Source organism: Pseudonocardia sp. ICBG601, assembly GCF_020496245.1.
Genome location: NZ_JAHLJA010000099.1, coordinates 1 through 14672, shown reverse-complemented (window position 1 = coordinate 14672; position 14672 = coordinate 1). Strand labels below are relative to the sequence as shown.

The window sequence follows — 14672 nt, the reverse complement described above, 5'->3', positions numbered from 1 at the left end:
GGATCGGGTACAGCCTGGTCGCCGGCCCGCGCGGCGAGGTCGTCGACGCGCTCGGTGCCGAGCCCGGGCTGCTCGTGGTCGACGTGGACCCGGCGGAGGCCGCGACCGTCCGCGAGCAGATCCCGGTGTTGGCCAACCGGCGGTTCTGAGCCGCGCGCGGCCGCGTCCGGTGGCTCGGCGGTCGGGCGCCGCGTCGGGGCGCTGCGCCGGCGGGCATCGCGGTGGGGGAGCGGCGCGTGGCCTGGCCCCGGCGTGGGCGGTTTCAGCCGCCGGCGGTGCTGAGACGGTCGGAGATCTGCGCGGCGAGGTCGACGTCCTTCGCGGTCAGTCCGCCCTCGGAGTGCGTCGACAGCCGGAAGGTCAGCGTGGCGTAGCGGATGTCGATGTCGGGGTGGTGGTCGGCGGCCTCGGCGTCCTCGGCGACCCGGTCCACCACCGCGATCGCGGACTCGAAGTCGGGCAGGGTGGCGGTGCGGACGATCGAGTCGCCGTCGCGGTCCCAACCGGGCAGCTTCTGCAGGGCGTCGGCGATCTCGGCGTCGGTCAGCGTCGGGGTGGGCATCGGCCCATCGTGGCGCAGACGGTGCACCCCGTCGCGATGGAGGGTGTCCGGATCGTCCCGGAGCGCTCAGCCGTCGCGGCGGGTCAGGGCGAACACCACGACCCCCGCCCCGCGACGGCGACGGCGAAGCCGCCGCCGCGCCGTGGGTCGCCCACAGCGCCGACGGGTCGGCGGGCACCGCGAGGATCCCGGCCAGGACCTCGTGCCAGTGTCCGGACGGCAGGACCGGCGCGACCGGCTCCCACAGCACGGTCGCCAGCGGAGCGACGGTCAGCGCGGCCAGACCGGTCGCGACGACCCCGGCGGGCCGCCGGACCAGCGCCGACATCGCCAGCAGGAGCATCCCGAGCCCGCACAGCTGCGCCGCGGCCCAGCCGGTGAGCACCACCGCGCGGGGCAGCAGGGTGTCGCCACCCCGAACGGGCCCGCGCCCAGGGCGAGCCCGCCGCAGACCAGGGCGGACACGACCGTCGTCGTCGCGGCGAGCAGCGAGGTCACCGCGACCGCGGCGGCCTTGAGCCCGAGCAGTCGTCCCGGGCCGACGGGAGAGAGCCGCAAGGCGTCGAGGGTGCCGCGGGCCCGCTCCGCAGCGAACGCGTCGGCCGCCACGAGCACGACGGGCATCCCGAGCGCGAACGCCGCGGGCTCGGACAGCGCGACCGTCAGGGTCCCGAGCGCGAAGGACAGCCGGCCGTCGTCGGTGGCCAGCGCGATCGTCGCCAGCAGTGGGACGAGCGCCGCCGACGCGAGGACGACCGCGGTGCGCGGACGGAGCAGGGCGAGTTCCAGCTCCGAGCGGAGCAGCCGGCCGAAGGGGGCCGCGGTGGGGCGGCGCGCCGGGCGACCGGTCCTCGGCCCGGAGCGCGGGCGGGGGGAGCCGGCGGACCGCGGCCGTACCGGTGCCTGCGAGTAGGCCGCCCCGTGGGGGATGACCGCCCGGGCCCCGGTCGTCGCCGGGGAGCCGCCGGTCCGGTCGCGCGGCGCGGGAGCGACCGCCGGGTCGCCCGGGACGGCGCCGGGGGAGCCGTGGGGTGCGGCGGCCCAGTCGTCGCCGGGGCGGGGGTCCGGGGCGCCCCAGGTGTGCTCGGGACGCACGATCGCGCTCACCGCCCCGCCCCGTACCCGGCGCCCGTCGGGGCCGGTTCCTCGGTGAGCCGGGCGAAGAACTCCTCCAGCCGGGCCGCGGGCCGCGTCACCCCGTGCACGGCGACGCCCGCGTGCACCAGCGTCGCGACGACGTCCGGCGTGGCGGGCCCGGCCGGCACGAACACCCGGTCCCGGGTTCCCTGCTCGGCGTCGATGCCCCGGGCCAGCAGGGCCGTGACGGCGCGCTCGCCGTCCGGCGTCGTCACCACCAGCGCCGACGGGCCCGAGTCGACGAGCTCGTCGAGCGGGCCCGCGCACAGCAGCCGCCCGGCCCGGAGCACCGCGACGTGGCTGCAGGTCGCCTCGATCTCCCCGAGCAGGTGCGAGCTGACGATCACCGTCGCGCCCGCGGCGTTCATCTCCGCGATCAGCCGGCGCACCTCCCGGGTGCCGGCCGGGTCGAGCCCGTCGGTCGGCTCGTCGAGGACGACGAGGCGCCGCCGGGTCAGCAGCGGCACGGCCAGCCCGAGGCGGCGGCGCATCCCGGAGGAGTACTCGCCGGCGCGGCGGTCGGCCGCCTCGGCGAGCCCGACCCGGCGCAGCACGGCGTCGACGGCGGCCGGGATCCGCGCCGAGTCCAGCAGAGGCTCGGCGGCCGCGGCCCGCAGCAGGTTCTGCCGACCGGTGCGGTGCGGGTGCAGCGCGGGCGCGTCGACCAGGGCGCCGACGTGCGGCAACACCTCCGACGCGCGGTGCGGCAGCCGCCGTCCGAGCAGCTCGACCTCGCCGTCGCTGGGGGCGAGGAGCCCGAGCAGCATCCGCATCAGCGTCGTCTTGCCCGCGCCGTTGGGGCCGAGTAGCCCGAGGACCGCGCCCATCGGCACATCCAGGTCCACCCCGTCGACCGCGCGCACCGCGCCGAAACCGCGGGACAGGCCGATCGCGCGCACCGCCGGTGGGCGCGGCGCCGGGGGCGGCTCGGGAGGGTCGAGGGGAGCGGACGTCGGGTACACGGCACCCAGCGTGACCGTGCGGCGGCGCGAGCGGGCCGTTTTCGCCGAGTTCGGCCACTCCGGCCGGGTGCGGGGCCGGCGATCGGCCGCCCCGGGCGGCTGCGGGACCGGCTGCGAGGATCGACGGCGTGCCGGTGTTGAGCCTGGACCATCACGTGGACGGACCGCCCCGACTCGTCGCGGGGGTGCTGCGCGAGTCGGCCCCGTCGGCCCGCGCGGTGGCGCGGGTGGGAGCCCGGTTCACCGCGCCGTCGGCGTTGCTCGTGGCCGGGGACGAGGTCCGGGTCGCGCTGCCCGGCGGGTTCCTCGCCTGCCGGACACGGATCACCCGCGCCGGCGCCGGTGGGGTGTGGTCGGAGCTGGCGGCGGGGCCTGCGGCGGTGCTGCGGCACTCGACCCGGGTCGTGGCCGCCGCCGGGGGTGGCAGCCATGTCCGCGACGAGCTCACCTGGCAGCCGCTCCTCGGTGTGCTCGGCCGGATCTCCGACCCGGTGCTGCGCCGGTTCGGTGCGCGCCTGCTCCGGGCCCGCCGCGAGGTGCTCGCCGAGCGGGTCGCGGAGCTGGGCCGGGCCGGGGTGGTCGTCGGGGCGGCGATCGTCCGGGACGGCAGGCTGCTCGTCGCCCAGCGTTCCTACCCGGCCGAACTGGCCGGCCGCTGGGAGCTGCCCGGCGGCGGCGTCGAGGACGGCGAGAGCGGGCCCCGGGCCCTGGTCCGGGAGTGCGCCGAGGAGCTGGGTGCGCGGGTGGTGGTCGGGGAGCGGCTGGGCACCGACCTGCCGCTCGGGCGACGTGTGCTGCAGATCCACACCGCCCGGCTGGAACCCGGCTCCCCGGAGCCGGAGGCCCGCGAGCACCGGGCGCTGCGCTGGGTGGGGCGCCGCGAGGTGGCGGCCCTGGGCTGGCTCGACGCCGACCGGGCCGTCGTCGCCGAGCTGGTGGAGCTGCTGCGGACCTGACGCGCGGTCCCCGGTGCCGGAACGACGATCACCGACGGATCCGGTGGAACCGATCCGGGTCGGGCGTCGTCCAAGCCACATGAACCGGAACGCCGCCGCGCCCCTCCCGTCCGTCATCCCGACCGCTGCGCACGGGTCGGCCCGCCGCTCCCGGACCGCGCGGGGCACCGACCCGCTCGCCCGACTGTTCGCCGCGCAGGACGGCCTGGTCACCCGGGCCCAGGCGCTCGCCCACGGCCTGTCCACCGACCAGGTCGACCGCAGGCTGGCCGCCCGGCGCTGGATCCCCGTGCACCCCCGCGTCTACCGGCACGCCGCCCACCGGCCGAGCGAGCGGTCCCGGGTCCGGGCCGCCGTGCTCTGGGCGGGGGAGGACGCCGTGCTGACCGGGGCCGCCGCGGCCTGGTGGTGGGGGCTGCTGCCCGGCGCTCCCGCGGTCGTCACGGTGACCGTGCCGCGCCGGCGGGCGCCGCGCTCGCGTGCGGGGGTCCTCGTCCGGCGCCGCGACCTGGACCCGCTCGACGTCACCACCCACGACGGGGTGGTCGTCGCCCGGCCGGCGGCCGCGGTGCTGGACGGTGCGGCCGATCCGGCGGTGCCCGGGGACGCGCTGCTCGACCACGTCCTCTCCACGGGCTCGGTCGGCGTGGCCGAGCTGCTCGAGGCGCATGCGCGCAACCTCGGGGCGCACGGGTCGGGTGTGGTCGGCCGGATGCTGGCCGGGGCGTCGCGCCGGATCGCCGTCCGTGCCCGGCACGGGCTGCGGGCGTTGCTCGCCGCCCGGGGGGTGCGGGCCTGGCGCACCGACGTCACCGTGGCCGGGGTCCTGCTCGACCTCGCGTTCCCCGCAGCCCGGCTGGCCGTCGAGGTGCACGACCCGGTCGACGCCGGAACGGGCGCCGACGGCTGCGGCTCCGCGTGGCGCCGGGCCGTGCTGCGCCGGCACGGGTGGCGGACACTCGTCGTCGAACCGGCGGAACTCCGGTGCCCCGAGGACCTCCTGGCGCGCCTCCACGAGGCCGTCACCGGGCATCCGGCCGGCCCCGGCGGTTCCGCGGGGCGGGCCGCGGGGTGAACGACCGGCGAACCCCACCACACACGGGGGCGTCGGGCCGCTCGGACGACTGTGATTCCGGCCATGTCGGGTCCGGGTGCCGGACGCGTCGTCACGGCCCACGGGGTGATCACGAAGGCCGGTCCGGGGTCCGGGCACACGAAGGACCGGACCTGTCGGACCACGTCGACCGACCTTCCGCCGCCATTACCTGAACGGCGGTGCACACGCAACCCGGACCGCGACGTCGTCGCAGGTCAGCGGGTCATACGTCCGTTCAGTAGATACGCGCGATCTTGATCGCGCGCGCGAGTGCCTTGCCGCTCAGATCGTCGGCACCCGCCTTGCGCAACCGCAGCGCGACGACCGGACAGCTCTTGCACCGCTTCGGCTTGGACCGGCAGCACTTCTTCTTGACCTTGCCCATGATGAGGTCAGGCTAACCTGCGCCCGGGGCGTGGTGAAGGACTTGCAGCGGATACCGTTGAGGTGTGACCATCCCTCGTTCCGCCTCGGCCCTCGATGCCCGTTCCTCGATCGAGAGCGACGCCGTCCCCGATCGGGCCGGCCGACCCGAGCTGCGCAACGTCCGCGATCGTCGCGCACGTCGACCACGGCAAGACCACGCTCGTGGACGCGATGCTCCGCCAGTCCGGCGCCTTCGCCGAGCGCGCCGAGCTCGTCGACCGGGTCATGGACTCCAACGACCTGGAGCGCGAGAAGGGCATCACCATTCTCGCCAAGCACACGGCGGTGAACTGGCACGGCACGACGATCAACGTCGTCGACACCCCGGCCACGCCGACTTCGGCGGTGAGGTCGAGCGCGGCCTGTCCATGGTCGACGGCGTGGTGCTGCTCGTCGACGCCTCCGAGGGTCCGCTGCCGCAGACCCGGTTCGTGCTCCGCAAGACCCTGACCGCCGGGCTGCCCGTCATGCTCGTGGTCAACAAGACCGACCGTGGCGACGCCCGGATCGCCGAGGTCGTCGACGAGTCCCTCGAGCTGCTGCTGGAGCTGGCCGACGAGCTGGAGCTCGACGAGTCGGTCACCTCGCACCTGCTCGACCTCCCGGTCGTCTACGCCTCCGGCCGCGCGGGCAAGGCCTCCCGGATCCGGCCCGCCGACGGCGAGCTCCCGGACTCCGACGACCTCCAGCCGCTCATCGAGACCCTGCTCGACGTCGTCCCGCCGCCCGCCGACGACGTCGACGCCCCGCTGCAGGCCCACGTCACCAACCTCGACGCGTCCAGCTTCCTGGGCCGCATCGCGCTCTGCCGCGTCCGCGCCGGTGTGCTGCGCCGAGGCCAGCAGGTCGCGTGGTGCCGCGAGGACGGCACCACGCCGCGCGTCAAGATCACCGAGCTGCTTGCGCACCGAGGCGCTGACCCGCGTCCCCGCCGACGAGGCGCGCGCCGGTGACCTGGTCGCCGTTGCGGGCATCGCCGACGTCACCATCGGCGCGACACCCTCGCCGACCCGGAGAACCCGGTCGCCCTGCCGCGCATCCACGTCGACGAGCCCGCCATCTCGATGACGATCGGCACCAACACCTCGCCGCTGGCCGGCCGGGACCCGCACCCGGGCAAGAAGCTGACCGCCCGCCTGGTGAAGGGCCGGCTCGACGCCGAGCTGGTCGGCAACGTGTCCATCCGCGTCCTGCCGACCGAGCGCCCCGACGCCTGGGAGGTCCAGGGTCGTGGCGAGCTCGCGCTGGCGATCCTGGTCGAGACCATGCGTCGCGAGGGCTTCGAGCTGACCGTCGGCCGCCCGCAGGTGGTCACCAAGACCATCGACGGCAAGCTCCACGAGCCGTTCGAACAGCTGTCGGTCGACGTGCCCGAGGACAGCCTCGGCGCCGTCACCCAGCTGCTCGCCGCCCGCAAGGGCGAGATGGGCGACATGGTGCACGGCGACGGCCGGGTCCGGATGGAGTTCCGCGTCCCGTCCCGCGGCCTGATCGGCTTCCGCACCGAGTTCCTGACGATCACCCGCGGCGCGGGCATCGCCAGCCACGTCTTCGACGGCTACGGCCCCTGGGTCGGCGAGATCCGCACCCGGAACAAGGGGTCGCTGATCTCGGACCGTTCCGGGCCCGTCACCCCGTACGCGATCGACCAGCTCGCCGACCGCGGCACGCTGTTCGTCGGCCCGACCACCCTGGTCTACGGCGGCATGGTCGTCGGCGAGTACACCCGCAACGAGGACCTCGAGGTCAACATCACGCGGGAGAAGAAGCTGACCAACATCCGCTCGTCGACCTCCGACGTGCTGGTCAAGCTGATCCCGCCGACGATCCTGAGCCTCGAGCAGTCGCTGGAGTTCTGCGCGACGGACGAGTGCGTCGAGATCACCCCGGAGAACGTCCGGATCCGCAAGATCGAGCTGGACCCGAACCTGCGGGCCCGCGCCCGGTCCCGTGCGAAGGCCGCGGCCAACGCCACGAAGTGACCCGCACGGCTCGTGCGCTGCGGTGTTGCGTATCGGTGAGCAGAGCAAAGCCTCGCCGACACCCGGTACCGCTGCGTATCGGTGAGCAGAGCGCAGGCGCCCGCCGGACCCCGTCCGGCGGGCGCCTCCGCGGCGGTGGGGATACTGCGGACGTGAGAGCACGTCGACGCTTCCGGGCGCTCCCGGCGCTCCTGCTGGTCGCCCTGCTGGCGCTGACGGGCTGCGCGGCGGACCCGCAGCCGGCACCCCCGCCGGAGACGAACCGCCCGACCGAGCCGGTCACCGCACCCACCCGGGTGGTGGTCGGTGTCGACGACCTGGGGCCCGGGTTCAACCCGCACCTGCGGTCGGACCAGTCGCCGGTCACCACGGCGATCGCGTCGATGACCCTGCCGTCGGTGTTCCGGCCCGACGACCGGGGTGTGCCGCAGCTCGACACGACCGTCGCCACGTCCGCGACGGTCACGTCGCAGAGCCCGTTCACCGTCAGCTACGAGCTCAACCGCGATGCCGGGTGGTCCACCGGCGCCCCGATCGCCGCCGAGGACTTCGTCTACCTCTGGCAGCAGATGCGCAGCCAGCCCAACACGATCGGCGCCGCGGGCTACCGCGAGATCACCGACGTGCGCTCGCGCGCCGCGGGCAAGGCCGTCGACGTGGTGTTCCGCGAGCCCTATCCGCACTGGCGGGAGCTGTTCGGCGATCTGCTCCCGCGCACCTGCTCAAGGACGCGCCGGGTGGCTGGACGGCCCCGTTCGCGGGCGGCGTGCCCGCCTCGGGCGGTCCGTTCCGGCTGATGCAGGTCGACCGTCTCCGCGGCGAGGTCCTGCTCGCCCGCAACGACCCGTACTGGGCGACCGCCGCGGTCGTCGACGAGATCATCCTGCGTCGCACCCCGGCGAACACCCTGCCGACGGCGCTGGAGAGCCAGGGCGTCGACCTCGCCCTGCCCGACGCCCGGCCGGAGATCACCCAGGCTCTCGATGTCCTGGCCCGGGGTCCGAAGCCCCCGACGGTGCAGCGCGGGCCGCGACCGGCCGTCGAACAGCTGGAGTTCCGCACCGCCGACGGCCCGCTGGCCGATCCCCGGGTCCGCGAGGGCATCGCGGCGCTGCTGGACCGCGACGCGATCCGGGAGCGCGTCAACCCCGACGCCGTGGCCGTGAACGCCTTCGGCGCCGCCCCGTCGGACCCCGGCTACGTGGCGACCGCGCCGGCCGGTGCACCCGGCAGTCCCGACGCTGCAGCGGCTGCGGCCGCGTTCACCGAGGCGGGATACGTCCGTGGTCAGGACGGCCGGTGGACCCTCGGCGGGCGCCCGCTCAGCGTGGTCATCGGTGCCGGGGCCGAGCGGACCGAGGACGTGAACGTCGCCCGCGTCGTGGCCGAGCAGCTCAAGGCCGGCGGGATCGGCGCCACGATCGTCGCCCCGCCGGCACCGGACCTGCTGACCGACCCGAGCGTCGCTCCGACGACGCCGACCCCCACCAGCACGCCCGCCCCGGGCGCGGGCCCGGTCGGCGGTGGCGCCGCGCCGGTCACCACACCTCCGCCCGCGACGACCACCGTTCCGACGACGTCCGGTGCCCCGGGGTCCGGTGCTCCGGTCGCGGTCGACGTGCTCGTCGCACCCCGGGCCGCCTACGGCGCGATCGGGCCGCGACTGGACTCCGACTACGGCTGCCCCCCGGACGCGGTGTCCGGCGAGCTGCCGGGCGTGGCCTGCTTCCCCGCGCTGCAGCCGTTGCTCGACGAGCTGTTGGTCGCCGACAGCCCGGACCCGGCCGTCGTCGCCGAGGCCGAGCGGGTGCTGTGGCGTCAGCTGCCCGCGCTGCCGCTCTACCAGGCGCAGGGTCTGGTCATCAGCAAACCGCAGACCGACGCGGCCACCCGGGTCACCCCCGGCCCGATCGCGACCGGTCCGATGTCGAGTGCCCGGACCTGGGCCGAGCCGGAGGGCTCGGGCGAGCGCCCGACCGGCGAGGACGACCCGAACTGACACCGTCGGATGCGCCCGTTCGGGCGCACTCCGCTGCTGCATGGTGACGCCGAGTGGTACGTAAGTACCAACTATGTTTCGGCGTGCATCGAGGGCTGTGCGACGCAACGCTCCGTTGTTACTGTCCGGTTCGGCTGCGAGCCCGTCACGTCGTTCAAATGGTCACCGTTTCGCCACGATCGGCGTCGGACCTCGCTGCTGGAGGGCCGCGATTCCTAGCGTGCCTCCCTGACGGGCCCCGGCACACATCCGGTGGTCCGTCGCGTCCCGGACGGGTGCGACAACGGCGTGCACCCACGACATCTCGAGAGGCACGGCAGATGAGGGGAAGAAGGGCGGCCGCTTCGGCCATCGCCCTGACCGCGGTCGTGGGGCTGGTCCTCACGGGTTGCAGCCAGCAGAGCAACACGGGAGGCAGCGGCAACACCGCCGCCGGGTTCGAGGAGACCCCTGACCAGCCGGAGGTGCCCGGCAAGCCGGGCGGCACGTTCCGGCTGGCGATCACCGAGCCGACCGCGATCGACCCGTACAACACCCAGGAGTCCGAGGGCACCCTCGTGAACCGGGCGCTGTTCACGGGCCTGATCCGGGTCAAGCCGAACGGTGACGTCTACGACGGCGTGGCCTCGAAGTGGACGCCGAACCAGAACTGCACGCAGTGGGTGTTCGACCTCAAGCCGGACCAGAAGTTCTCCAACGGCGAGGCGCTGAACTCCACCTCGTTCAAGCGGGGCTGGGAGCGCACCGCGGCGAAGGCCTCGGCGTCGGAGGTCTCGTACCACCTGGACGAGGTGCAGGGATACGACCAGATGCAGGCCGGGACCGCCAATGCGCTGTCCGGCGTGGACGCGACCAACCCGAACCAGCTCAAGGTGACGCTGTCCAAGCCCGACTGCGAGTTCGAGCTGCGGACCTACCACCCGGCGCTGAGCCCGGTCCCCTCGACCGCGGGCGCGGCGGACAACAAGACCTACAACGACCTGCCGATCGGCAACGGCCCGTTCAAGATGGACGGCCCCTGGCAGCACGACCGCGGCATCCGGCTGGTCCGCAACGACACCTACACCGCGGGGACCAAGGCGAACCTCGACGCCGTCGAGATCACCATCGTCCCGTCCGGTGAGGGCGGCGGCGTCACCGCCGAGTACAACGGTTTCCAGAACGGCCAGTTCGACTGGGCGCGCATGCCCACCCCGTCCTGAACCAGGCCAAGTCGACCTACGAGCCCCAGGGCAAGTGGCTGAACAAGAAGACCAACGGCAACAACTACCTGCTGGTCTCGGTCACCACCAAGCCGCTGAACAGCGCGGATGCCCGCAAGGCCGTCTCGATGGCGATCGACCCGCAACGCGATCGTGCAGGGCGTGCTGCAGAACTCGACCCTCGCCGGCCGACGCGCTGATCCCGCCGAACTTCCCGGACGCCTACACCCCCGGTGTCTGCACCGCGTGCACCTACAACCCGGACGAGGCGAAGCGGCTCGCGCAGCAGGCCGGTCTCACCCCCGGCACCGAGGTGAAGCTGCAGTACAACACCGGCGCCGGTCACGAGGAGTGGACCGCGGCGGTCAAGCAGCAGCTCGAGCAGAACCTCGGGTTGAAGGTCACCTACACCGGTGTGCCGTTCCGTGACCTGCTCGACAACGAGCAGCAGCCCGAGGCTTCCGGCCTGTGGCGTGCGGCGTGGAGCGCCGACTACCCGACCCCGGGCAACTATCTGTTCCCGCTGCTCGCCACCCAGTCGATCGTGGTGCCCACCGCCTCGCCGAGCGAGCCGGCCCAGGGCGACAACCGTGGCCGCTACTCCAACCCGGAGTTCGACAAGCTGCTCGCGCAGGCCGCGCAGACCCAGGACGAGGCCGCCCGCAACGACCTCTACAAGCGGGCCGAGAAGATCGCCATCGGCGACGACCTCGCGCTGATCCCGCTCTGGTTCCGCCAGCAGTCCCGCCTGGTCAACACCGAGAAGTTCGGCAACGTGAACATGGACTTCTCCGAGGACCCGACGTTCGACACGATCACCCTCAAGTGACGTCCCGCTGACGCGGCCCGCGTCCCGGCGACCCCGGGACGCGGGCCGTCGTGCGGCGTTCCCACCACACGAAAGTCCGTGCATCCATGGGCCGATTCATCCTTCGGCGGCTGCTCCAGGGGATCCTGGTCGTCGTCGTCACCGCTTTCCTGATCTTCATCGCGACGTTCTCGCTCGGGGACCCCTTCGCCTCCACCGGGGAGAAGGTCGTCCCGCCGGAGGTCGCCGCGATCAACCGCGCCAAGTTTGGTCTCGACCAGCCGCTGCCGGTCCAGTTCGTGAACTACCTCGGCAACATGGTCACCGGCGACTTCGGCCTCGACTTCGACCAGCGGCGTCCGGTCTCCCAGCTCCTCGCCGAGACCGTCCCCAACACGATCCTGCTCGCCGTCGTCGCGCTGCTGTTCCTCGTCCTGTTCGGGGTGACGGCCGGTGTGATCGCCGCGGTGCGCCGCTACTCGTTCTGGGACGTGTTCGTCACCGTCGTCTCCACCATCGGCATCGGTGTCCCGGTGTTCGTCGTCGCGATCTTCCTGGTCGCGAACGTCTCCGGAGTCGGGCCGTTCCCGCCGGTACCGCGCAGCTTCCTCGAGGAGGTGCCCTGGTACTGGGACGTGATCCTGCCCGCGTTCACCCTCGCGATCATCGAGTCGGCGTTCGTCGCCCGGCTGATGCGGGGGTCGATGTTGGAGGTTCTGCAGGCCGACTACATCCGCACCGCGCGCGCCAAGGGCCTGTCCGAGCGGACGGTCATCGGCAAACACGCCATGCGGACGTCGCTGCTGCCCGTCGTCACCTTCGTCGGGCTCACCCTGGGCACCTACATCGGTGGCGCGATCGTCACCGAGACGGTGTTCCAGTACAACGGCGCCGGGTTCCTGCTGGCCCGCGCGATCACGAACAACAACGCGCCGGTCATCATGGCGGTGGTCGTCTACAGCGTGGTGGCCTACGTGCTGCTCTCCATGCTCGTCGACATCCTCTACGCCTACCTCGACCCGCGCATCCGCCTGAGCTGACTGAGTGAGGCGATCCCTCGCATGAACCCCCCACCCACCCCCGGCGCGCCGGCCACCGATCCGGCCGCCGCGCTCGGACTGCCCGGCGGCGACCCCGCCGAGGCCGTCACGCCGGTCCCCGACGGCCGCCGCCGTGGACGGTCCAATGGCCAGTTCGCCGAGATCTGGCGGCGCTACCGCCGCAACAAGCTCGCCATGGCCGGGCTTGTCATCGTCGCGTTCGAGATCGTCATGGCGATCATCTCGCCGTTCTCGACGCCCTACGACCCGTTCGAGCAGAACCTGCTCAACACGCTGCAGCCGCCGTCGTCGGCGCACTTCTTCGGCACCGACGTCCTCGGCCGAGACCTGTACTCCGGGATCATCTACGGCGTCCGGCTGGCGATGATCGTCGGTCTGTCCGTGGTCTTCTTCTCCCTCGTCCTCGGGCTGACGCTCGGTGCGCTCGCCGGGTTCAAGGGCGGCGCGTGGGACGCGGTCATTGCCCGGATCATCGACATCTTCCTTGCGTTCCCACCACTGGTGGGTGCCCTGGTGATCGTCCGCGGGTCGGCGGTGGGACGCTCCCGGTCGTCATCGCACTCGTCGCGCTGGGCTGGATGACGACCGCCCGGCTGATGCGTGGCCAGGTGCTGGCCCTGCGGGAGGCCGAGTACGTCGAGGCGGCACGCTCGATCGGGGCGGCACCCGGCGGATCCTGACCCGGCACATCTGCCCAACGCCGTGGCACCGGTGCTCGTGTACTCGTTCACCTCGATCGGCGTGGTCGTGGTCGCGATGGCGACCCTGTCCTACCTCGGTTGTCGGTGTCCCGCCGGACGTCCCGGAGTGGGGCCGGTTGATCTCGCAGGCCTCCCAGTACCTGTCGGTGCCGGCAAGAGCTTCCTGTGGATCTTCCCGTCCGCCGCCATCGCGATCACCACGCTGGGCTTCGCGTTCGTGGCCGACGGCCTGCGCGACGCCCTCGACCCCAAGCTGCGCGGGAGGAACTGACCCGTGACCGAGAACCGAAGCGAGCACATGCTCGAGGTGCGCGATCTGCGGGTGCACTTCTCCACCGACGCCGGGCGTGGTCAAGGCCGTCGACGGCGTCAGCTGGCACGTCGACCGGGCGAGACCCTGGCGATCGTCGGTGAGTCGGCTCCGGGAAGTCGGTGTCGGCGATGAGCCTGATGGGCCTCGTCCCGACCCCGCCCGCGACGTTCCCCAGCGGCGAGGTGCTGCTGGAGGGTCGCTCGCTGCTGACGATGTCGGAGTCCGAGCAGCGCAAGCTGCGCGGCAAGGACATCGCGATGATCTTCCAGGATCCGCTGACCGCGCTGAACCCGGTCTACAAGGTGGGCGACCAGATCGCCGAGATGATCCGGGCCCACGACCGGCAGGCGGGCAAGGTGACCGCCCGCCGTCGCGCCGTCGACCTGCTCGGCGAGGTCGGCATCCCGAACCCGGCCGCGCGGGCGTCGCAGTACCCGCACGAGTTCTCGGCGGGAGCGCCAGCGCGCGGATGATCGCGATGGCGCTCGCGAAACGACGAAGGTCCTGCTGGCCGACGAGCCGACAACCCGCGCTCGACGTCACCGTGCAGGCCCAGATCATGAACCTGCTCGAGAAGCTCCAGGAGCAGCGTGAGACGGCGATCGTCCTGATCACCACGACTGGGCTGGTTGCGGCGCACGCCGACCGGATCATGGTCATGTACGCGGGCAAGGTCGTCGAGACCGGGACAACGGACGAGATCTTCGCCGAGCCGCGGCACGCCTACACCTACGGGCTGCTGTCGTCGCTGGCGCGGATGGACCAGGCCGGCCGGAGAAGCTGGAGCCGATCCCCGGGCAGCCGCCGAACCCTCGCGCACGTCCCGTCGGGCTGCGCGTTCCACCCGCGCTGCCGGTTCGCCACGTCGTCGTGCGCGGAGAAGACCCCGGAGCTGGTCCAGATCTCCGACCGGCCCGGACCACCTCCACGCCTTGCCTGCACCCCGACGAGGTGGGCCAGGCGCCGCCACGCCGCGGAGCCGGCCGTCCCGGGATCCGAGGCGCGCGTCGCGGAGACGTCGGACGGCGAGCCGATGCTGCGCAACGCGGGGCTGACCAAGTCCTTCCCGATCCGCTCCGGGGTGCGTTCCAGCGCACCGGTCGGCGTGGTGCAGGCCGTCGACGGCATCGACCTGGAGATCCCCGAGGGGCAGACGCTGTCGCTGGTCGGCGAGTCCGGCTGTGGCAAGTCCACCGCGGCCCGGGCGATCCTGCGGCTGCACGAGCCCACCGCGGGCAGCGTGCACGTCAACGGCCGCGACGTAACCGCGCTCGGACAGGGGGAGCTGCGCGCGGCCCGGGAGGACATGCAGATCGTCTTCCAGGACCCGTACGCGTCCCTGAACCCACGCATGACCGTCGGTCGATCCTGTCGGAGAAGTACGAGCTCCTCGGCGGTGAGCTCACCGACTCCACGATCCCGGAGCTGCTCGAGACCGTGGGGCTCTCGGCCGAGTACGCCGAGCGC

The 14672-nt window shown here is 73.3% G+C and carries 15 protein-coding genes and 1 pseudogene; 12 read left to right on the top strand and 4 right to left on the bottom strand.

Annotation, left to right across the window (positions count from 1 at the left end; all coding sequences use genetic code 11):
* Positions 1 to 262: 262 nt before the first annotated feature.
* The 3 genes from KPL57_RS25480 to KPL57_RS25470 form a co-directional block, all read right to left on the bottom strand.
* Complete coding sequence (locus KPL57_RS25480; protein WP_060713209.1) at positions 263 to 562, bottom strand: 4a-hydroxytetrahydrobiopterin dehydratase; 300 nt, start codon at positions 560 to 562, stop codon at positions 263 to 265.
* A gap of 270 nt (positions 563 to 832) precedes the next feature.
* Positions 833 to 1669: an ABC transporter permease gene (locus KPL57_RS25475; RefSeq protein WP_226353459.1), complete on the bottom strand. Its 837-nt coding sequence runs from the start codon at positions 1667 to 1669 to the stop codon at positions 833 to 835.
* Complete coding sequence (locus KPL57_RS25470) at positions 1666 to 2661, bottom strand: ABC transporter ATP-binding protein (protein WP_308253000.1); 996 nt, start codon at positions 2659 to 2661, stop codon at positions 1666 to 1668. Before KPL57_RS25470 ends, KPL57_RS25475 begins: the two co-directional genes overlap by 4 nt.
* 128 nt (positions 2662 to 2789) lie before the next feature.
* On the opposite strand from KPL57_RS25470, the gene KPL57_RS70195 reads away from it, so the two are divergent.
* Both KPL57_RS70195 and KPL57_RS25460 read left to right on the top strand, forming a co-directional pair.
* Entirely contained in the window at positions 2790 to 3617 is an 828-nt protein-coding gene (locus KPL57_RS70195; protein WP_308252999.1) for an NUDIX domain-containing protein, read from the top strand.
* Positions 3618 to 3696: 79 nt separating this feature from the next.
* A complete protein-coding gene (locus tag KPL57_RS25460; RefSeq protein WP_226353458.1) occupies positions 3697 to 4692 on the top strand; it encodes a hypothetical protein in 996 nt (331 codons plus the stop codon).
* A 256-nt stretch (positions 4693 to 4948) separates the two neighbouring features.
* Here the strand turns inward: KPL57_RS25460 and KPL57_RS25455 are convergent, their stop codons facing one another.
* Entirely contained in the window at positions 4949 to 5098 is a 150-nt protein-coding gene (locus tag KPL57_RS25455) for a hypothetical protein (protein ID WP_226353457.1), read from the bottom strand.
* Between the two features lie 109 nt (positions 5099 to 5207).
* Between KPL57_RS25455 and typA the strand changes: the two are divergent.
* From typA to KPL57_RS25405, 10 genes and pseudogenes are all read left to right on the top strand, one after another.
* A pseudogene (typA, locus tag KPL57_RS25450) lies at positions 5208 to 7121 on the top strand (translational GTPase TypA).
* Positions 7122 to 7273: 152 nt separating this feature from the next.
* Positions 7274 to 7918 (top strand): hypothetical protein, encoded by a 645-nt coding sequence (locus KPL57_RS25445; RefSeq protein ID WP_226353456.1) that lies wholly within the window; start codon positions 7274 to 7276, stop codon positions 7916 to 7918.
* Entirely contained in the window at positions 7888 to 9120 is a 1233-nt protein-coding gene (locus tag KPL57_RS25440) for an ABC transporter substrate-binding protein (RefSeq protein ID WP_226353455.1), read from the top strand. The genes KPL57_RS25445 and KPL57_RS25440 overlap by 31 nt, the downstream gene beginning before the upstream one ends.
* Before the next feature lie 320 nt (positions 9121 to 9440).
* The gene (locus KPL57_RS25435; RefSeq protein ID WP_226353454.1) at positions 9441 to 10322 is read left to right on the top strand and encodes an ABC transporter substrate-binding protein; all 882 of its coding nucleotides are present in this window, start codon (positions 9441 to 9443) and stop codon (positions 10320 to 10322) included.
* A 34-nt stretch (positions 10323 to 10356) separates the two neighbouring features.
* The gene (locus KPL57_RS25430) at positions 10357 to 11151 is read left to right on the top strand and encodes an ABC transporter substrate-binding protein (protein WP_226353453.1); all 795 of its coding nucleotides are present in this window, start codon (positions 10357 to 10359) and stop codon (positions 11149 to 11151) included.
* A gap of 86 nt (positions 11152 to 11237) precedes the next feature.
* Positions 11238 to 12170 carry an ABC transporter permease gene (locus KPL57_RS25425; RefSeq protein ID WP_020626372.1) on the top strand — a complete coding sequence of 311 codons (933 nt, stop codon included), beginning with the start codon at positions 11238 to 11240 and terminating at the stop codon, positions 12168 to 12170.
* A gap of 21 nt (positions 12171 to 12191) precedes the next feature.
* The gene (locus tag KPL57_RS25420; RefSeq protein ID WP_226353452.1) at positions 12192 to 12773 is read left to right on the top strand and encodes an ABC transporter permease; all 582 of its coding nucleotides are present in this window, start codon (positions 12192 to 12194) and stop codon (positions 12771 to 12773) included.
* A 129-nt stretch (positions 12774 to 12902) separates the two neighbouring features.
* A complete protein-coding gene (locus KPL57_RS25415) occupies positions 12903 to 13163 on the top strand; it encodes a hypothetical protein (protein WP_226353451.1) in 261 nt (86 codons plus the stop codon).
* Between the two features lie 170 nt (positions 13164 to 13333).
* A complete protein-coding gene (locus KPL57_RS25410) occupies positions 13334 to 13678 on the top strand; it encodes an ATP-binding cassette domain-containing protein (protein WP_264198537.1) in 345 nt (114 codons plus the stop codon).
* Positions 13679 to 13683: 5 nt separating this feature from the next.
* Positions 13684 to 14672: oligopeptide/dipeptide ABC transporter ATP-binding protein (locus KPL57_RS25405; RefSeq protein ID WP_226353449.1), on the top strand; the 989-nt coding region annotated here is incomplete at its 3' end.